The following is a 20350-nucleotide window of genomic DNA, read 5'->3' as shown; positions in this document are numbered from 1 at the left end:
TAGGTGGGCACTGGGCAAAGGCACTGACCGGAACCAGACAAGTAAAGAGAAATGCCAAGGGCAAACACCGACTCAGTACGCTTCCGCGCGCGGGTAAAAGTGGGGGCATAGAAGGACAGTAGAGGTGCGAAATAGAAGCGCTGAAGGCGGTGAGCAAGCACGTGCAAAATACAGTTTTCTTGCATGTTAATTCAAGGTGCAGAGCAGTTCTTTTCCACGGGTAAAAGAATGGATGGAGTGGCTACTTCCCCCAATACACTGCGGATATTTACCGTAGTTTTGCGCCCTCTCAGGCCGATGAGTTAGTCACCAACCTTCCCCTCATGAAAGATAAAGTAGTACTCATTACGGGCGGTACTTCCGGAATTGGCCGGGCTACGGCCCTTGCTTTCGGTCAGGCCGGAGCTCACGTGGTAGTTACCGGCCGCAACGAGCTTCGTTTGCAGGAAACCGCTCAGGAACTGGCGCGCCTCAACATTAGCCACCACACTGTGCGCGCCGATGTTGGCGTGCAGGCCGAAGCCCAGCGGGCAGTAGAGGAGGCAGTGGCCGCATTTGGCCGCCTTGATGTACTGATAAATAACGCCGGCATTAGTATGCGGGCTCTGTTTCGTGATGCTGATCTGGCAGTAATTGAGCGCCTGATGCAAACAAACTTTTTTGGTACGGTTTACACCACCAAGTTCGCTTTGCCGCACATTACAAAAGCCAAGGGTTCTATTGTGGGCATTAGCAGCATTGCCGGGTATCGCGGGCTACCCGGGCGCACCGGATACTCTGCTTCTAAGTTTGCCATGCATGGCTTTCTGGAAGCGCTCCGTACTGAGTTGCTGCCACAAGGCGTGCACGTGCTCCTGGCCTGCCCTGGGTTTACGGCTTCAAATATTCGAAACACGGCCCTGGCTGCTGATGGCTCTCAGCAGGGTGAGTCTCCGCGCAATGAGCAGAAAATGATGAGTAGCGAGGAGGTAGCCGCTCATTTGGTGGAGGCCGTACGTCACCGCCGCCGCGACTTGGTGCTAACCGGGCAGGGCAAGCTCACGGTATTCTTAAACAAGTGGCTGCCGGGCCTTACCGATAAGCTGGTGCTAAACCACTTTCGTAAAGAGGAGCCCGACTTCAATGTGTAGAGTTCCTCCCGGTAAGCAAAATCCCCCGCAGAGGCCTTGGCTTCTGCGGGGGATTTTGCTTACCGGGTTATTGCACCAGCAGTAAATCGGGCCGCCTGATGTACGCATCCTGACCTTGCCATTTCACCCGGTACCAGATGTCTTGCTGGCCTTGTACCTCAAATCGGTCGCCAGCGGCGGCGGTGGTCAGCCAGGCTGCTCCAGCTGAGGGTCCCGCCATGAGCGCCGCATGCGGCCGAGCCACTAGGCCTATTCGGGCAGGAGCGAGCAAGTTCAGGAAAATACCAATTCCTACCAGATATAGGGCGTATAGGCCCCACCACACCTTGCCAGCCGTGCGTCGGCGTACGAGCAACAGTGTGCCTGCTATCACTGCTACCACTAATAAAGCCTGCAACAGCCGGTTGTAATAGCGCTGAAATGTGATGGCTAAATTTTGACGCCATGTATCAGGGTAGCCAGTTAAGCGATTAGCTTGAGCCAAGGCAACCATTTTGCGCCAGGTGGCCTGCCGTGGGTACCAGTTTTGAGCAACACTGAGGTAGTAGAGCGCTGCCGGATAGTGGCCCAGGCCCTCCTGCACGTACGCCATCCGAAGCAGCTGCCGCGCCGATTGTTGCTCCTGTTGCTCCCTTACTAGCCGGTATTGTTGAAAAGCAGGGCCAGCTTGCCCCGCTTCAAACAAAGAATCTGCTTTTTTTAACGCTGGAGTAACCGATTGTGCCTGAATAGATTGACAACACAAGGTCCAAAGTGTGATAAAAATGCAGAAAAAAATAGCGCGGGTTTTTTGCAAAACGTTTGGAGTATATAAAGTAGCCCACTACTTTTGTGCCACAATCAGCGAAAAACGTTCGCCAATTGCAAAGAAAACGATTCTGTAGCTCAGCTGGTAGAGCAATACACTTTTAATGTATGGGTCCTGGGTTCGAATCCCAGCGGGATCACTCAAGAAAGCCCCTGACACGCGTCAGGGGCTTTTTTTATGCTCAAAACTGTAAAGCATTACGCTAAAATAGAAAGCGGCCTCTGAACACCCAGTGCATGCGTTTCTCCTGCTAACTAGTCGACACCACAACAGAGAGTACAACCATCCATCAACTGACTATCTACTGGTAAGCGCAAGTCAATAGAAGATGGGGCTTGGAGCAAGTCCTTCAGTTAGCCTAATCACCCTGAAACACGCCTAATACCTGGCCAAGACTCTTGTTGAGATAAATATTTTCATTTTTTTTTCGGGCACCCGTAGCTTCTGTTTGTGAGGTTTTTATCTGGCCAAAAGATCAACCTGAAGCGTAACTTCAGGCAGGAAATATAATCGAGTACTTGCACAAACGAACTTGACCTTCTACTTTTGCCATCCCTTCCACGGAGAGCAACACCGAAAAGGGAAACGATTCTGTAGCTCAGCTGGTAGAGCAATACACTTTTAATGTATGGGTCCTGGGTTCGAATCCCAGCGGGATCACTCAAGAAAGCCCCTGACACGCGTCAGGGGCTTTTTTTATGGCTCAACATCGGGCTCCACAGAATGCCAGAGGCATTTATGGGCTTGCTATTGCCCGCAAAGCAAACCTGCAGCTAGCATCTTAATATACTGGAAGGAGTAAGCAGCATACATAGGAGAAACGGTAGTACTGGCCTGCTGCGGCAGAAGGGGGGAAGATGCACGTATGGCGGTTGAGTTGTCATGCAGCAACCAAGGCAGTTGGTATTTTCTTGTAACCAAGAGTTGCCGCACGCAGTCTAAGGACTTAGCCTTAATGTTTCTGCGAACAATGACTACTCTTGCATCTAATCAACGGTTGCGTAATCAAATTGCTCTTGTTACGGGCGGTAGCTCTGGTATTGGGGCGGGCGTATGCTTGGCCTTGGCTGCTGAAGGAGCTACTGTAATAGTAAATTATGCCCACAGCCCAGATGGGGCCAAAGAGGTGGTGGAGCAAATTGAGAAGGCAGGAGGGAAGGCCCTTGCCATTGAGTGCGACGTAAGCCACGAAGAGGACGTGCTAAGCATGTTTCAGCAAATCAGAGAGCAATTTGGAACTCTGCACATTTTGGTGAACAACTCCGGTATTCAGGAAGATGCTTCCTTCCTAGACATGACGCTCGAGCAGTGGAATAAAGTGCTAGCCGTAAACCTTACTGGGCAGTTCTTGTGCGCGCGGGAAGCAGCACGGGAGTTCATCCGGCGAGGGCCTCAGCCAGAAGTTTCAACTGCTACCGGCAAGATTATTTGCATGAGCTCAGTACATGAAGTCATTCCCTGGGCTGGTCACGTGAACTATGCCACCAGTAAGGGAGGCATTATGCTACTTATGAAAAGTATAGCGCAAGAGCTAGCTCCACATAAAATACGGGTCAACAGCATTGGGCCTGGCGCTATCAAAACGCCTATCAACAATGAAGCCTGGGAGACGCCTGAAGCCGCTGAAAAATTACTTACCCTAATTCCCTACGGGCGCATTGGTGAGCCAGCAGACATTGGTAAAGTAGCCGTATGGCTCGCTTCCGATGAATCAGACTATGTAACAGGAACTACGTTGTTTGCTGATGGAGGAATGACACTGTATCCTGGGTTTGCCTCCAACGGATAGCTCTAAATAATACCACTTTACGTATTCTCTTTTCTCCCGAAGGCCACTGCCCATGCTGTGGCCTTCAGCTTTATAGGAATAGGCAGACAGCTCAGCTGGGCCACCTTAGCGGCAAGCACTTACCTCAGTTTCTCCGTTGGATTATAAAACCTTACAGCTCAAGACTTGCAAATGAGTTGGAGAGGTTAGGTATAATTAGGCGTACTTAAGTTAGAATTTAAGAAGGTAACTAGATACACTGCAAGCATACTATATTCAGTGCATTAGCATAACCTAATTGAATGTTATGCATATCACGGTAATCCACTTAAAACACTGGTTTGCGACCCAAATGTGATTAATGTATCTACTTATATTATAGTTGTCTGAACATAAGCTAATTACATTATTAATCGCAGTTGGTCATTAAATGCACGATAATTATAAATATTCTAACATGGTTATTAAAAGCGCATTATAAGCAGGTAAGCTAGTTTTTAAGATTATACCGGAGTTCTCATTTGCTGCAAACATGTATTAACTGTGCTATATTGGAAATTCAATATCATAGAAAATTAATAAGTATATGAATTGTTGTAAAAATTATATTTAACAAGAGTGCCAGTGTGGCCATATGAACATATTATTACGGTAAAACCAGCTTATACGAGCTTATAAAGGGTTATTATATGGCTATTTGTAATAATTTTTAATTGCCCTGTTCTTGCGTTAGTACTTTTATATATCTTTGTGCAGAGGCTGGCCGATATTAATAGTTCAATATTTGGCTTGTCTGGTTCAGTTGAGATAAGGTGAAATAGTGCAAATGGTCACTATGTAGCCAAGCTTACTGAGTGATAAACCACTGCCATACTTTCTTATTGGCTTAAGTAGGTTACTTGCTCAAAATCAGAGTACTGCGCTTCAAGATAAATGACCTAAGTGCGCATTAGGGCATTTATCGCCTCGGTAGAGGCAGATCAAAAGGGAGGGAGAGAGAAAGAAGCCCGAGCCAAGCTCGGAAACAGCCTGACAACCAAAAGCTGCCTGAATACCAGTTATTTGCTCTAAAAGACGCAAGGAGAACTGTTCTCATACGCTGTTGAGCCGTGTATGCGCTACAAGTACTGCTACACGTGGCCTATAGCTACGCAATTGCACTTTTAGGGTAGCAGCTCAAACCACGCAATTCAAACAACCTACGCTCGAATCAGTGATTCGCAACCCCACTAGCTGGAGCTGCAGCGCTTTCGTGCCCCAACACCTAACCATTCACTAATGGCAAACCCGTTTAAGCGAATTTCACTGCTTGCCTACCTGGTAAGTTTTTTTCTGGGCTGTTACTACTAATGGTCAGCAAACAGCCTCCCGAGTTGCTATTACTTCAATTGCTCCCAGTGTTTTCACCGGTCAGGATTACTCGCCTTGGTTAAACGATGACTTGAGTAGCTTAGTCTCGGAAGTATGGATGCCAATTAACTCGCAGTACATTGATGTTACGCTTAAGTTAGATCGGCAAACAAACGTTACGCAAATCCGCCTTTATGATTATCAGGGCGTTTTTACGGATAATCCGGCCTCTATTTATGCCCTTTACGGTACACAGAAAGTGCTATTAGGGAAATTTACCGGTGAAAAATATCTGGAATGGGTGACGATGCCGGTTAGCCCTGCCGTTCCGGCCGATGCTATCATCGTACACAAGATCGGCAACAACATTCCGCAGAAGGTTCAGGTATATGGGCAGGCCACTGGCTCATTAGCGGCCCCAACTACTATTGCTCCTACGCTGGTTCAGTCGGTAATCAATTTTGGGGTTTTAGGTACTAAAACAATTGGGGTTGCTCCTTTTGAACTAACCGCAACCAGCAATAACACGGGGGCCCCCATCGTGTTTGCCTCCTCTAACCCGGGAGTAGTATCTGTGTCAAACAGCACAGGTAAATGGATGGCAACGGCGGTAGGTGTTGGTGCCGCTTCCATCACGGCCTCACAGGCAGCTAATGGCTACTTCACGACCGCTACGAATGTAGTGCAGCCTATTACGGTGCAGCCCGTTCCTGTTATTGCCCCAGTACCTACTCAAACCAATGGTATTGCTCGGGAGCGGAAGCTGAAGCAACAATTTGGGGTAAATGCCTTTGAATGGGACTTAGAAGATCCTAACCGCCCTTGGGAAGTAGATGCTACGCGTCTGCCGGCCGTGAAGAAATTCAATGGTATCCGTCATTATCTCGACTGGGAGCGGCTGGAAGCCAAGGAAGGCAGCTACACCTTCAGCCCAAGCTACAACGGCGGGTGGGGCTATGATGAAATGTACACTCGCCTGAAAGCAGAAGGAGTAGAAGTACTGGCTTGCATCAAAACGGTTCCTACCTGGATGCTCGCTTCTTGGCCTTCTACTGAACGCGACAGCGAAAACGTGCCGGTGCGCTATGGCAATGATTTCGGTAAGCCAAGCTCATATATTGAGCAGGCCAAGCTGGCCTTTCAGTTTGCAGCCCGCTACGGCAGCAACCGTAACGTAAACCCTAGCCTGCTTAGCGTAAACAGCACGCCCCGCTGGACGGGTGATGGTGTGAACCAAGTGAAAATTGGCCTTAACCTGATTCAGTACATGGAGTGCGATAATGAGCGCGACAAGTGGTGGAAAGGAGCTAAGGCTAATCAGAACCCAGCTCAATATGCTGCTAACCTTTCAGCTTACTACGATGGCCACAAAAACACGATGGGCCCCGGCGTAGGTGTAAAGAATGCTGACCCCAACATGCAGGTGGTGATGGCAGGCCTAGCCGCTCCAGACCCTAACTATGTGAAAGGGATGATTGAGTGGTGTAAGCAAAACCGGGGCTACAAGGCCGATGGTAGCGTGAACCTCTGCTGGGACGTGATTAACTACCACGTATATTCCAACAACGATAACTGCTCTCAAACGGGTACTTCTACCCGCGGTCAGGCTCCTGAAATTTCGGGTGCCGCAATAATTGGGCAAAGCTTCATGCAAATGGCCCGCGACTATGCCGGCAGCATGCCTGTGTGGGTCACGGAGACTGGCTTTGATACCAATCAGGGTAGCCCCCTCAAAGCAATTGCCATCGGCAACCGCTCTATTGTGGAAACGCAAGCCGACTGGACGCTACGGACTTCGCTTATGTACGCCCGCTTGGGTATTGAGCGCAACTTCTTCTACCAGCTCTACGACGACAACCCAGGTAACTCGCAGCAGTTTGCTACTATGGGCCTGACCAACGCCGACCGTACTCCCCGCCTGGCTACTCAGTTTCTCAACCAAGCCAACCAATTGCTGGGGGAGTATACCTTTAAAGAGACGCTGAATGCTGACCCCATTGTAGACCGTTACGAGCTGAATGGAGCTTCAGCCTATGCGCTGGTGGTACCGGATGAGAAAGGCCGCACGGCTCAATACGTGTTGAACCTAGGCGCTGCTACGTACGCCGATGTGTACCGCCCAACCAGCGGTGCGCAATCCATGACGCCGCAGCGAGTAACGTTGCAAAATGGGCAGCTGACCTTGCAGGTAACAGAGACGCCGCTGTTTGTAGTGGCCTCGGGCACTACCACTGCGCCAACCCCTACCACGCCCACTCCAACACCCACTCCGGTTCCAACGCCAACACCGACTCCTACGCCCACCCCAACACCTACCCCAGCTCCAGCGCCGATAGTTTGTTCGGCTACGGGTACTATTTTGCGGGAGCAGTGGAATAGCGTAGGGGGCAAAAACATCAGTACCATTCCGCTGCAGAACGTGCCTACCAGCACCAGCCAACTCACTATATTTGAGAGCGACCGGAAAGTTGGCAACAACTATGGTGCTCGTATTCGGGGGTATATCTGCGCTCCACAAACGGGCAACTATATCTTCTGGATTGCTGGTGATGAAGCCAGCGAGCTGTATATCAGCTCCGACGATGATCCAGCCAAGAAAAAGCGCATTGCCTACGCAAACGGTGCCACGGGCTGGCGAGTATGGAACAGGTATGCTTCGCAGCAGTCGGCCCCAGTAGCCCTCGTAGCCGGCCGTCGTTACTACGTTGAGGCACTGCACAAAGAGCAGGTTGGCGACGACTACGTATCAGTGGCATGGCAACTGCCCAGCGGTGCCATGGAAGGCCCGATTCCCGGACGTTACTTGTCGCCTTTCATCCCGGGTGCCAGCCTCACAGCCAACGGCTCATCTAATGCTACCTTATCTGGCATGCCAGAGCAGAAGGTGAGTATGGGCGCTGTCAAAACGGAGCTCGTGGCTTTCCCAATGCCTGTCACGTATGAGAGTGTAGTGGAGTTTACTCTGGCAACAGCCGGCACTGCAACGGTAGAAATCTTCGATATGCAGGGCCGTCGTTTGCAGCAGCTCTATACTGGTAGAATGGAAGCAGGTGCAAGCCGCCAGGCTCTCCTGAAGGCCGCTAGCTTGCCCACGGGTACCTACATCTTGCGTTTGACTACTGAAGCGGAAGTTCTTAACCAGCGCATAGTAGTAGCTAAGTAACTTACCCGGCTCCGCAGAGCTCTACATCCGAACCCCCGCTCCCTGCTCCGATATCCTGATCGGAGGCAGGGAGCGGGGGTTCTCATTTTACGCGAGTTGCCGGTAGCTGGAGGGTATGTGAGTGGCCTACCACATACAATAGGAGGCATTAGGGCAGCAGCTGATGTGTACTTGGCATCCTACTCAATACAACTACTGGCCTAGGTCAGTTGGATGAATTATGGGGGAGAGACATGGGGCATGGCATGGAGTAAGGAGCGGCACTTCTGCGGAAAATTCGTATACTCCTGATTCAAAGCCTGCCTTTCTCTTTTTTCGGAGCCTTTTTATAGGCTCTGCTGTTCTAGTTGCGTGATTGATTCTACTCCTACTGCCACCCCGCGGCCTGATCTGCTGCGCATTCCATACGATGATTACCGGGCGTTGCCGGCTATTGCCAATTCTGATCTTTCGCGGCTGCGCGATGCGCTGTATGGGCGTCCGCCGCGTCCGGTTACTTCCTCCTCTGGGGCGTTAGGCCTGGGCACGGCATTTCACACGGCGCTGCTAGAGCCCGACTTGTATGAGCCAGGTTTACCCGGTATCAACGACACCCTGATTTGGTGGATGGTGGATGGGGTAAAGCTGAACCCGGAGGTGAACAGGTTGCTGGAAATAGGTACGCCAGAGCCCAGCTGCATCTTTACGGAACCTGACACCGGTACGCTTTGCAAGCTCCGGGCAGACTTGGTTATTGAGCAGCCCGGTGAGCCGTACACCATCGTAGACTTCAAAACCACCTTGGCCCGCGATTACAGTCACTTTGTGGCGCAGTGCAGTGGCTACGACTACGACCGGCAGGCTGCTTTCTACGCCGATGCCCTGCGTGCTGACCGTTTCCTGTTGGTAGGAGTGCAAAAGGTAGAGCCATTTGAGTTGTTTGTATTTGAGGTGCCCCCCCACATGCTGGCCGAAGGCCGGGCCAAATACCAGCGCCTGTTACGCCTGCTGCAACCCGATGTGGTGGTACCCACCGCCGTAGCTGGAGCCGTGCGGGAAGTGCGCGAATCCTTGACCGGAGGCGAGCAAGCGGAGCTATAGGTTGGCACCATGCAAAATACTCTGGCCGTGTAGCTCCGTACTCAGCCGTTATGGCTTATTACTATAATAGTGACCTAAAAGGTAATGTGTAGCTTGCTTAGCAGGGGTAACAAAATAATTTTTATAAATTATTAGGATTAATAATTGGCTCCGTTTATACTTGCATACATCTGACAGAAATACAGACCTCAATAATGCGTCATTTCCGCAATAATCTCCAGAATAATAACTCGAATAATAATATTCGGGACTGGAAGGCTATTGCTCCTTTGGAGAACTGAAAAATCAGAAACTGATTTTCTTTTTAAGCCTTCCACCTGTTGGAAGGCTTTTTTTGTGCCTGCTGCGCTGGATAACCTTGTCGGTAGCCGGAACAGAACAGTAAGTATCACGTGTGGCCAAGTAGCCAATCATAAAAAAACTCCCGGCAGGGAGGAGGAAATTCGTGTGCCTTTTCGAAAATAAAAATCTTTCCAAAAACCATAAAAAAATAATTGCCATGACTGCGCAGGAATTATTAAAAACCGAAGAAGCCATCAGCTTTGTGAAGGAGGTATTTGCTAAAGAGTTGTCTTCACAATTGCAGCTCAGTAAAGTGTCGTCGCCGATTGCCGTGCTTGATGGTACCGGCATCAACGACGACCTGAACGGCATTGAGCGCCCGGTTGGCTTCCCGATTAAAGCGCTGGATGAGCGCCGGGCCGTGGTAGTGCATTCGCTGGCGAAGTGGAAGCGGGTGCGCCTGCAGGAACTTGGTATTGAAGCCGGCCGTGGCCTGCTGACCGACATGCGCGCCCTGCGTCCCGATGAGGATTACTCGCCTATTCACTCCATCTACGTTGATCAGTGGGACTGGGAAAAGCACATTCAGCGGGAGCAGCGCACGGTAGAGTTTCTGCAAGCCACGGTAGAGCGCATTTACGAGGCTCTGCGCACCACGGAGGCACGCATTGCTGCTGAATATCCGGAAATTACACCTGTGCTGCCCGGCCGCATCACGTTCCTGCACGCTGAGGATCTGCTCAGGCAGTACCCTACGCTCTCACCCAAAGAGCGCGAACATGAGGCCGTGAAGCAATACGGCGCCGTATTTCTGATGGGCATTGGCGGGGAGCTGAGCCACGGAGAGCCCCACGACGGCCGCGCCCCCGACTACGACGACTGGAGCACTGAAACCGCAGAGGGATACCGTGGCTTGAACGGCGACATTCTGCTTTGGCACCCGGTGTTGCAAACCTCCTTTGAGGTTTCCTCTATGGGCATTCGGGTTGATAAGCACGCTCTGGTACGCCAGTTGGCCCTGCGCGGCTGCGCGGATCGGCAGGAACTGTCGTTTCACTCGCGTCTGCTGAAGGATGAGCTGCCCCAGAGCATTGGGGGCGGCATTGGGCAGAGCCGGGTGTGCATGTTTATGCTGCGCAAAGGGCATATTGGCGAGGTGCAGGTAAGCATCTGGTCTGACTCAGTGCGCGAGGAAATGGCCGGCAGTGGGATAGGCCTGTTGTAAGCCAAAGATAGCTGCCCAGTGCAGCAGGGGCGGGGAAGCAGGTTTGGCGGCCGTAGCTTCTCCGCCCTTTTTTGACTTGAGGTTATGCAGACCTCAAATGCCAGCCCTACGGGTTAAGTGTAGACGTGTAAGCAACGACTGTTAGCGGTGGCCCAATACATTATCTAGGCTGAGGAGAAAGGCAAAAATGCTCCGGCTCGGTAGCTGGCATAAAACAGTTATGGGAGGAGAGATTTCGCCGCTTCCTGAAACACAGGTGGAGAAATGACTAGCAGGCGGAAAGGCATACCTGGTAGAGCTAAGATTTACTGCAAACTACTAGCTTAAAACTCTTTTTGCAGCATCTACTCCACTAACTAAGGCCGCTTCAACGGTGCCAGTGTGAGCCCCTTGGTAGAGGCCTTCGCCCGCAAAAAACAAGGTATTGTCAACGGGGTGGTTGAGCACTTCATGGGCAGCTGCAGCACTTACTGTGGCATACGCATAGGCCCCTCGCGCAAATGGGTCGGCTCCCCAGTTCACTACGCGGTGGGCGCGTAGGTGGCGGCGCAGAAAACTGGTAGTAGAGCCAAATACGTAGGCCAAGGTATTGAGGGCCAGTGTGAGCAACTCAGCATCGGCGGTTTCCCGGAGAGCGGCGGCAGCTGGGCCTGCCACCCAGCCGGTAAGCAAAGGCCGAGAATCGGGAAGCTGACTCCACCACGTAGGCACGGCAGCATCCGAGAAAAGGAAGCCCATGTTGGGCATAGGCTGGCCTACATCTGCAGATGGTTCCTGCCAGAAGCCCTCCTCAAATTCTAACAGAAATTTGATTACCGGGCCAACACCCAGCGCCGTAGCAGCCGCTCTATAAGCTGGCAGCTCGGGAGTAAAGCGCACGTGGCCAAGTGTTCCGGCTTCTGCTTGAAGCACGCCGAGGGGTAGCGTAAGTACTACTTTAGCGGCTGTAAAGGTGCTGCCACCCCGGCAAACTACTTCTACATGGCCTGCTTGCCACCTGACCTCTTCTACTACAGTTGAGAAATGCAGGACGCCAGCGGCCGCTTCTATTTCTTGCACCAGCCACGCTATCAATTTCCCGTAGCCCCCCTCGGGGCGGGGAGAATCTTCGGCGCCGTTGCCCGCCCACTCCTCGCGTAGAGCAAAGGAACTGGCCCGGCGGGCATCAGCCGCATCATACCCCTCCGCAAAGCGAGTAACGGTATCACGCAATGCGCGGTACTTCTCATCCGGAAATTGTTGTTCCAGAAACTCTGCCAGAGGTACATCATGCTCCAGTGCCTGCAGCTTTTGCAATAGTAAAGGCATGTCTTCCACAAAGAACCCTGCCGCAACCTGTGCCTTGCCCCCGGAGGCTTCGTAGTTCTTGCCGCTGGTGTCATGGGTGCTAATGCCAGCGGCCCGAAGCAGCTCTCGGGAATATGCTACGTCGCCGTGCAGAAATTCAGCGCCTCCTTCAGTAGGACCCGTAAAGCCAGCGTCAGCGAAGGTGTGAATGCGCCCTCCCGCACGGGTACGAGCTTCAAGAATGGCTATGCGTTGGCCGGCCTGGGCAAGAGTTCTGGCGGCTACCAAGCCGGCGGCACCGGCCCCAATAAGAAGAATATCGTAGGAAGGCATGAAGAAAGCAGCGCGCTTAAACTTGTATAAGCGGCAAATATGAAATCAAACCAATCCAATAAGGTTTGGTACTGCCTAATTCAGGTTATATTTTCTATACGCCCTGGTCTTCTTTTCAATCACAAACTCACCTCGGCAGCCAACCAGCAAACGGCTTCTCGGAGCTGTTAACTAGGTGGGGCCGATAAGGGACAAGCTCTGGAGAAGACTGTGAGAGTGGTCTAGCGAAGACTAACCCAACTAGGACTGGCGGGCAGGCTGGCAGGTGTGGCCCGTACAACCGGCGTTTTATGGATGACATTGCCCATACAGTCCAGGTATTGCACCATATAGTCATATATAACGCCTGAACTGGTAGCAGCACGATCAAGGTAGGGGCTGCAGGCATTTCGGGCTACGCACTGCCACACCTGGTTACGGCCGCGGCGGTATACGTATGCGAACTGCCCGGCAGGGGTAGGGAAATCTAGCCGACGACCAGCGGGTACAAGGTGTAACTCCAGGGTTGCAGGTGGGGTAAACGTAAGCATTGTTTTCAACAGGCAAGTAGTTTAGAGCGAGTGGCAGGCTTGGTGCCGATGGCCGATTAAACAAACTCCTGTTAAAAAATGCTCCCGAATTTATACGGAGTTTTTCAGCGTAAAATGCTGGTTTTATGTAAGTAATATACTGGGCTGTAGCTGTAATCTGCCTACGGTAGGTTGCTACGGAATTCGCGCTGGTGTAATTGCAACAGGTTGGTAATACTGCGCCGGATAGTAACTCGGCCCAGCTGCCGCACTACTTCGGGTTGGCTCCAGCAATAGAGCTGCGCTATCATGGCGGCCGCTGCCCGGGTACCCATAGATTGCCAAAGCAGATACGGAAGCTCAATCTCCGAAAGATCAGTTTCGCTGCGAGAATGCGTAACCAGAATCAGGCACACTATGGGCCCATCAGGTTCAGCATATGCGCGCAGCGTGCAGGACTTACTCACGGGTGGAGTTATTTTTAGCAGATAAGCTTTCTGCGAATTTACTGGGTAGTTCTACGAACTAAACTCAGTAACTATCAGTGAAAAAGCTACCGTATTTACCTCCTTTTTTACCCTGGTTATAAATACGCAGAAGCTTCTTGGGTGTTTCCCTTTGCTTAACTACTGAACTGTGCATTTTGCAAAGGGTAAACCTGCCCGTTGTTACAGGGTAATGAGGCCTGCTGTGAAGCCCTAATTGGCACTCGAGAACAAGGCGCGGGACTTTCTGGCAGATAGCAGCGGCACTGACTTACGCCGGGTTTCTTCCTGAAAAAGTACGACCTTCACTTCAGGGTACTGCTCCTGTATCTGACGTAATACACGTTTTTGATCCGGCACATCGTCCTGCATGAACAGCATAACGGGCTTGGTGTGCAAGGCCATATTCTTGGCTAGTTGGTGGCGGTAGGCCATATACGTAACCGACGTATTGCTTGCAGTATGGTTAGATGAGTAAGGCAGAGCTATCCAGTTCACTTTATCCTGCCCTGGAAAATAGGCTTGCAGAGCTGCAGGCGAGGGTGGGGTCCAGGCCCACAGCACGTTGTTAGCTCCACAGGCTTTAAACTCATTCGTTAATGCGAGCCAAGTTGCTCTGTAGGCCACTGGTGAAGTAGCCCGCAGGATAGGACGCAGCAAAACAGGCTGCCGCACCTTGCGCAGTGCCTGAGCTAGGGCCCGCCAGTTGGCCACCGAAGAATCAGCCTGCCACGTAAGCAGGGGAGTTGTACCCTGGTGTTGCAAAGTGAGTATAGCTGAGGTTGGCAACTTATCCTCCAGTGTTAAAGCCGCCACGTCAGTAACGTGGTCTGGATAGATATAAGCCAGAAGCTTAGAGTTCTGCAGAGAAGCGAACTGTACCGGTACGGTAGTATACGGATGGTTGAGTTGCGTGCCTACGCGCAACGGTTCATCTCCATTCTGCAGCCAAGCATAAGAGGCAGGATACGTCAAGCCCGACTGGATATACAAGGCGGAATCTGTGAGCCCCATAATGACTATACTGGCAGCTGCCAGAGAAATAGCTCCTGATTCTATGCGCAGGGTCATTCCCAACAGGAGGCGCTTGAAAGGGGAAAGCAGCCTGCGCATGAACTGCGACTCCAGATCGGTCATGATAGTACGCGCCCAAACGTGCTGGCCCATAACCACCGCCACCAGTAGTATAGCAGCATTAACCGTAGCCAGAAAAGCCATTAAGCGCGAATAGGGGCTCCAGTCAACGTAGCCGGCAAATTTAACTGCAATAGCACACGCAGCTATTGCAAAAATATTGGGCAGACAAATCCTGAGCTCGTTCTCATAATTTCCCTCTTTAGGGGTAGGGATATAAGGCACCCGCACCCGTAGGAATGTATATACCAGCCCGAGCAGATATACCCACCACGTACCAACCCTCAAAAAGCCACCCGCTAAATGCAAGCCTCTCTCAGAAGGGTCACGAAGCCAGCGCTGTGCTTTATAGCGAATCAACAAACCAATGCCTAGTAAAGGCGCTAAGTGTAGCACAAAAGCAGGCAGCGAGATATGCCAGGGATACACAGAAAAGGCCAACGAGTAGATTGGCACTGCCAGATCAATTAAGGTAATCAGGCCCGAAAGAAAGTACAACGGAAGGATGGCATAGTGTAGCCGTTGCCGCCAAGAGAATTGCCGGAACAACCGCGGATACACCACGAAAAGCAATTCAAAAGCTCCTCGGGCCCACTTTAGCTGCTGAGAGTAAAAGGCTCCTAAGGTGGATGGCACCAATCCTCGGCTCAGAACACGCGGTACGTATACTGATTGCCAGCCCGCCGCATGCAGCTGCATAGCTGTGTGCATATCTTCTGTTAAGCCGGCAGCATGCCCACCAATAGAGTCTAGAGCTGCTCGGCGAAACGTACAGTTGGCGCCAATAGCTTGAGCTGTGTTATAACTGTTCATGCCCATCATAAGCGGGCCATAGAAATGATACGTCTGCTCGGCTGCGCCCTTAGCCACCAGGCTTTCCTGCTGGTTTCCGTAAGCCTGTACTACTTGTACGTAGCCCACTTTTGAGTTGCTAAAAAAAGGAACTACGTGATCCAGGAAATCAGGAGCAGGCACATGGTCGGGGTCAAGCACAACGCATAGCTCACCAGTAGCCTGTTTAAGGGCGTGGTTTATGTTGCCCGCCTTCGCGTTGATTTTGACTTCACGTGTGACGTGTATCACTCCTAGTTGCTCACAAACAGCACGTAGGTATGGGTCATTGCCTTCATCACAGAGGTAGCTGGTATGCGGATACGTAACGGCTTGCATAGCCTCCAGCGTTTGCACCACCATGGCATGTGGCTCGCCGGGGCATGATGTGGTGAGGATATCCACCGTAAACAAAGGCATGTGCCCTGTAGGAGGTAAGGGCTCGGTCACGTTCACGTAGTGATACCACTCGTGAAGCATACGCAGAAGCTTAAACCCTAAAGAAAAAGTCAGCAACCAAAAGAGAGGGGCGTAACCAATCGGCTCCGCTGTAGCAAACCATACGAGGAAGTAGAGTAGGCTTATAACGCCCAAAGTCACCAGCACCCGCATCTGTGATACACCAGCCGCTTCCTTAAGCTGAATACCGACTTTGCTTAATCTGACTGCTTTACCACCAGGTGCCTGCTCTACTGCGCGATTCAGTGAATGTGCAACTGCCTCTTGACCAGATATTTGCATGCTAGCTCTTTTCTGCCTGCTATAATGTATGGTACAAGCAACCGGGCATGCGAAAAGTTCTTTTTTTAAATAATATTAATTTATAATTACACTATATTGATAAAAAGCCCCCGAGACTCGTATTAGGCCATTTTGGCCTTTACGCATTCTATGCATGATCTTTTGGACAAGTGACTTGGTAAAGGGGCTGCAACGGTGGCTGCTGGCAGGGGTAATTAGCAGTTGTGCTACGGTTTTAGTAGGGGCGTGTACACCGCAGCAAGAAGAAAATCCACCAGCACAAATTCCGGCCGGAGTGGTTCCGGTGCACTTGGTGCATACAGCGCAGGGCTATCTATTACAACGCGCTGGCAAACCTTACTTCGTCAAAGGAGGAGCAGGCCTAGAGCATTACGACAAGCTTAAAGCTGCCGGTGCCAATTCTGTACGCTTGTGGTCCGGCGACTATGCTGATGACCGATTAGACGAGGCAAACCGTCAAGGATTAACAGTATTGCTAGGCCTATGGATGGTGCATGAATCCAAAAAATTCGACTATTATAATAATGGCGAGGTTGAGAGGCAGAAAGCGAGGCTTCGCCAACAGGTTCTTCGTTATCGGCACCACCCTGCGCTACTGGGTTGGTCAGTTGGTAACGAGATTAACTACGAGTCTGCGAATCCTCAACTTTACCGCGCCATAAATGATGTGGCTCGCATGATACATGAGCTAGATCCTTATCATCCGGTTACTACTACCCTTACTAGTACATTAGAAAACTTAAATCGGGTGAAGCGCTTGTGCCCTGATCTGGATTTTATAAGCATTAACGCTTTTGGTAACCTAATATCACTGCCTCAACGACTTAAGGCGCAGGACTGGGAAGGACCGTATCTGGTAACTGAATTTGGAGCAAGGGGCTATTGGGAGTCACCTAAAACAGTATGGGGTGCTTCAAAAGAACAAACAAGCACGCAAAAAGCGCAATTCACCCGTGAGAGATATAAACGCTCCATTCTAGGCAATCCTCGGGAATGCCTGGGTAGTTATGCCTTCTACTGGGGCAATAAGTTTGAATACACTGCTACTTGGTTTAGTTTATTCACTCCCACGGGAGAAAAGACGGCGACAGTTGATGCCCTCCAGGAACTCTGGACTGGAACCCCACCCATTAATTTATCGCCTGAAATTCAAGAAATAAGAAGGAACGGGCGGTTGGCCTATTCCGAGCAGCTTCGGCCTAATGCAGAATACGGATTTGAGTTAGTAGCTTCTGATCCTGAAAATGATTTGTTGCAGGCTACTTGGCAAGTAGCTCCCGAAGTTAAGTTCGAAAAAGAGGGGGAGACTGTGCCTATTGAGCACTGTATACTAAAGGCTCGAGGGCTTAAAGTAATTCTCAAGACTCCAGAGAAAATAGGAGCTTATAGGCTATCAGCCACTGTGCGCGATGGCAAAGGAAGTGCTGCTACCGCTAGCTTGCCATTTCTGGTGAAATAGGCCAGCAACTAAACTACTACATCACACAAACCCTGTTGCTCTTAAGATCAGCCTCGTCTCCGGTGTACTGAGAGGAGCGAGGCTTTCTGTTAATTAAGTATGATTATAGATATGGTTTTACTGCGAAAACATAAAGTCTAAAAACGATTATAATGCTATTTTTATCTGCTCATTTCGTCCTTTCCTTAATTTATATAATTACCACTTGTGAAAGTATGCTTTTCCTAATACATGTTTGCTGTTCAGCGTTTTGGGATTTGCACTATTAAGGATGTCATCAAGCTTATAACAGTTATAGTTCTTTAAAAAACGTTTATATTTTTATATTTATCCTATTTATATAGTATTGCATTGTCGAACCAAAGCCTTTGACGATGCGCTTGAAACTTGTACTCTTATCATTTGTATTTGTGTCTCTTCTGGCGAATGCTTCGTCAGCTTTAGCTACAACGTACTATATAAGTTCAGCGGGTGACGATGCTAATAATGGCACTTCTGTAACATCTGCCTGGAAAACCATAGAGCAGGTGAATAATTCCAGCTTTAAGCCCGGTGACCGGATCTTGTTCGAAGCTGGCGAGACCTTCACTGGCTCCCTGTGGTTTCAGAGTAAGGGGACTGATACCGCTCCAATTATTATAAGCTCATATGGGCAAGGCATGGCTACTATTGGTAGTGGTAATAACTACGCATTCTATTCTCCAGACGCAGGGGGAATAGAACTACGTCGGTTAAAGTTTGTAGGCTCCGGTCGTACGTCTACAAATAACTCGGGAGTAATATTCTCTGCGGAGTTAGCCGATGAGCACTTATCGCATCTCATCCTGGATAGCCTTGATGTGAGTGGGTACCTTAAAATGGGTATCCTGATTGGAAGCTCATTTGCTTCCAGTGGCTATAATGATGTGCGCATTACAAACTGCTTAGCCCATGACAATGGTGAGGCTGGAATTTTCTCTTATGGCTCTTATCCGAATATTTGCCATAAAAATTGGTACGTAGCAGATTGCAAGGCTTACAACAATGCTGGGCGCTCAGAAATAACTACCACCAATACTGGCAGCGGCATCGTCTTGTCAAGTGTTGATGGTGCTGTAATCGAACACTGCGAAGCCTACAACAATGGCTGGCTAAATAATAACCCCAATGGTGGTCCGGTTGGTATCTGGGGCTGGGTGTGTAATAATCTGGTTATACAGGAGTGTGAGTCGCACCATAATCGCTCAGGCATTGCGCATGATGGAGGTGGCTTTGACTTAGATGGTGGTTGCACTAACTCTGTAATGCAGTACAACTACTCTCACGATAACGATGGAGCGGGTTATTTGCTGGCTCAGTTTAACGGAGCGCCCCCCATGCACGACCTTACCGTTCGCTACAACATCAGCGAAAATGATGCTCGTCGTTTTGGCCAGGGCGCCATTATGGTGTGGTCTTCCGGAGATAATGGCGGCATTCAAACGGCTGCAATTCACAATAATACTGTGTACCTGACGCCTTCGGCAGATGGCTCTGAGGCTAAAGCCTTTTATTTGATGAGCAATGGAGTTAGCGGGATTACGGTACGCAACAATATTTTCCAGACCACCTCTGGCGTGCCACAAGTCAAGTCGGTTTCTACGACGGGTATCGTGTTGCAGAGTAATTGCTATTGGGGCACTGGTAAGCCGCTTAACATTACCTGGGGCTCGTCTTCATTTAGTAATCTCGATGATTGGCGTACCGCTACCCAACAGGAAATGGTGGGCAGTCGCACGGTAGGTGTAAGTTTAGACCCTGCTTTCGTGCGCGCCGGACAGGGTGGAGACCTGAACACTTCAAGTGGTAATCGGCGTCTGCTGACCTCTTGGGATGCGTATAAACTACAGCCTAGCTCAGCTGCTATTGGTAGTGGGTTGAACTTGGATAAAGAGTTTAATCTGACACCAGGCTCCCGCGACTTTTTCGGATCGGCAACTCCAGCTCCGGGCGTGTCTGGTAACCTGGGGGCCAGTGAATCAGAAACCAAAGTTGCCCCTTTGCCCGTTGAGCTAGTATCGTTTACTGCCGAGCGGCAGGGCAACAAGGCTATCCTGCGTTGGAACACTGCTTCGGAATTGCAAAACGACCGGTTTGAGGTAGAGGCCAGCACTGACGGACGGATGTTTAACCGTATTGCCACAGTGAAGGGTAAAGGCACAACCACCCAAACCAGCACATATTTCTGGCAGGATGCTCTAACCAGCTACACGGGTTCAATTGTTTACTATCGCTTGATGCAGGTTGACCTATCTGGTAAAGCTTCGTACTCATCAGTTAAAACAGTAGCTATTAGTGGTGCTGCTACCTTAGCAATGCAAGCGTGGCCAAACCCCTTTGTTGGTGAGCTGAGTATGCAAATTCAGAGCCCTGAAGCAGGCAAAGCCATTGTTATCTGCACTGATGCCATGGGCCGGAATGTGCTTACTCGCTCAGTGGAAGTAAGCAAAGGTGCCTCAACCATCACATTGCCAGAAGTGGCACAATTACCTCTGGGAGTATATAGCCTGACCGTGCAGCAAGGCGCCTCCCGGGTTATAACCAAGCTACTGCATCAGTAGAAGAAGAAATTAGAATATAGTTACGCCTCCCGGTAAGCTTTGCGTTTATATAGTGCGGCTTTCTGGGAGGCGTTATTTTTTGTCAAAAGCTGTGTGCAGTTGACCTGCAATGGTGCTAGGCCTATATAGTAGTAGCCTATTGAACAGGCCTAGCGTCACTGCAGA

At 50.5% G+C, this 20350-nt stretch carries 11 protein-coding genes and 2 tRNA genes; 9 read left to right on the top strand and 4 right to left on the bottom strand.

Annotated elements, in window-relative coordinates:
• The first annotated feature begins 323 nt into the window (after window positions 1-323).
• The gene (locus HMJ29_RS20175) at window positions 324-1130 is read left to right on the top strand and encodes an SDR family oxidoreductase (RefSeq protein WP_171593183.1); all 807 of its coding nucleotides are present in this window, start codon (window positions 324-326) and stop codon (window positions 1128-1130) included.
• A gap of 67 nt (window positions 1131-1197) precedes the next feature.
• Here HMJ29_RS20175 and HMJ29_RS20170 read toward each other — a convergent pair whose 3' ends face one another.
• Entirely contained in the window at window positions 1198-1722 is a 525-nt protein-coding gene (locus tag HMJ29_RS20170) for an SH3 domain-containing protein (protein ID WP_171593182.1), read from the bottom strand.
• A 282-nt stretch (window positions 1723-2004) separates the two neighbouring features.
• On the opposite strand from HMJ29_RS20170, the gene HMJ29_RS20165 reads away from it, so the two are divergent.
• From HMJ29_RS20165 to asnA, 6 genes are all read left to right on the top strand, one after another.
• Window positions 2005-2077 (top strand) — tRNA-Lys (locus tag HMJ29_RS20165).
• Window positions 2078-2525: 448 nt separating this feature from the next.
• Window positions 2526-2598 (top strand) — tRNA-Lys (locus HMJ29_RS20160).
• A 310-nt stretch (window positions 2599-2908) separates the two neighbouring features.
• Complete coding sequence (locus HMJ29_RS20155; RefSeq protein WP_171593181.1) at window positions 2909-3727, top strand: SDR family oxidoreductase; 819 nt, start codon at window positions 2909-2911, stop codon at window positions 3725-3727.
• 1420 nt (window positions 3728-5147) lie between these two features.
• The gene (locus HMJ29_RS20150; RefSeq protein ID WP_171593180.1) at window positions 5148-8219 is read left to right on the top strand and encodes a T9SS type A sorting domain-containing protein; all 3072 of its coding nucleotides are present in this window, start codon (window positions 5148-5150) and stop codon (window positions 8217-8219) included.
• 351 nt (window positions 8220-8570) lie between these two features.
• On the top strand, window positions 8571-9299 hold the full coding sequence (locus HMJ29_RS20145; RefSeq protein WP_171593179.1) for a PD-(D/E)XK nuclease-like domain-containing protein: 729 nt from the start codon (window positions 8571-8573) through the stop codon (window positions 9297-9299).
• Between the two features lie 499 nt (window positions 9300-9798).
• Window positions 9799-10806 carry an aspartate--ammonia ligase gene (gene asnA / locus HMJ29_RS20140; RefSeq protein ID WP_171593178.1) on the top strand — a complete coding sequence of 336 codons (1008 nt, stop codon included), beginning with the start codon at window positions 9799-9801 and terminating at the stop codon, window positions 10804-10806.
• A 318-nt stretch (window positions 10807-11124) separates the two neighbouring features.
• Here the strand turns inward: asnA and HMJ29_RS20135 are convergent, their stop codons facing one another.
• From HMJ29_RS20135 to HMJ29_RS20125, 3 genes are all read right to left on the bottom strand, one after another.
• Window positions 11125-12426, bottom strand: coding sequence for a flavin monoamine oxidase family protein (locus tag HMJ29_RS20135; RefSeq protein WP_171593177.1), 1302 nt, complete (start codon window positions 12424-12426; stop codon window positions 11125-11127).
• A 691-nt stretch (window positions 12427-13117) separates the two neighbouring features.
• Window positions 13118-13402, bottom strand: coding sequence for a hypothetical protein (locus tag HMJ29_RS20130; protein WP_171593176.1), 285 nt, complete (start codon window positions 13400-13402; stop codon window positions 13118-13120).
• A gap of 231 nt (window positions 13403-13633) precedes the next feature.
• A complete protein-coding gene (locus tag HMJ29_RS20125) occupies window positions 13634-15805 on the bottom strand; it encodes a glycosyltransferase family 2 protein (protein ID WP_253805659.1) in 2172 nt (723 codons plus the stop codon).
• Window positions 15806-16280: 475 nt separating this feature from the next.
• Here HMJ29_RS20125 and HMJ29_RS20120 point away from each other — a divergent pair, with 475 nt between their 5' ends.
• On the top strand, window positions 16281-17606 hold the full coding sequence (locus tag HMJ29_RS20120; protein WP_171593175.1) for a glycoside hydrolase family 2 TIM barrel-domain containing protein: 1326 nt from the start codon (window positions 16281-16283) through the stop codon (window positions 17604-17606).
• A gap of 374 nt (window positions 17607-17980) precedes the next feature.
• Entirely contained in the window at window positions 17981-20185 is a 2205-nt protein-coding gene (locus HMJ29_RS20115) for a right-handed parallel beta-helix repeat-containing protein (RefSeq protein WP_171593174.1), read from the top strand.
• Window positions 20186-20350: the final 165 nt, after the last annotated feature.

The sequence above is a fragment of the Hymenobacter taeanensis genome, from assembly GCF_013137895.1.
Classification (GTDB): domain Bacteria; phylum Bacteroidota; class Bacteroidia; order Cytophagales; family Hymenobacteraceae; genus Hymenobacter; species Hymenobacter taeanensis.
The sequence above is the reverse complement of the archived record's forward strand: the minus strand, read 5'-3'. Positions and strand labels throughout refer to the sequence as shown.

What these genes read in the sequence shown, in the direction of transcription:
- HMJ29_RS20175 (WP_171593183.1), top strand. Translation starts at nt 324, where the DNA reads ATGAAAGATAAAGTAGTACTCATTACGGGCGGTACTTCCGGAATTGGC.
- HMJ29_RS20170 (WP_171593182.1), bottom strand. Translation starts at nt 1,722, where the DNA reads ATGGCGTACGTGCAGGAGGGCCTGGGCCACTATCCGGCAGCGCTCTAC.
- HMJ29_RS20155 (WP_171593181.1), top strand. Translation starts at nt 2,909, where the DNA reads ATGACTACTCTTGCATCTAATCAACGGTTGCGTAATCAAATTGCTCTT.
- asnA (WP_171593178.1), top strand. Translation starts at nt 9,799, where the DNA reads ATGACTGCGCAGGAATTATTAAAAACCGAAGAAGCCATCAGCTTTGTG.
- HMJ29_RS20135 (WP_171593177.1), bottom strand. Translation starts at nt 12,426, where the DNA reads ATGCCTTCCTACGATATTCTTCTTATTGGGGCCGGTGCCGCCGGCTTG.
- HMJ29_RS20125 (WP_253805659.1), bottom strand. Translation starts at nt 15,805, where the DNA reads ATGCCTTTGTTTACGGTGGATATCCTCACCACATCATGCCCCGGCGAG.
- HMJ29_RS20120 (WP_171593175.1), top strand. Translation starts at nt 16,281, where the DNA reads ATGATCTTTTGGACAAGTGACTTGGTAAAGGGGCTGCAACGGTGGCTG.
- HMJ29_RS20115 (WP_171593174.1), top strand. Translation starts at nt 17,981, where the DNA reads ATGCGCTTGAAACTTGTACTCTTATCATTTGTATTTGTGTCTCTTCTG.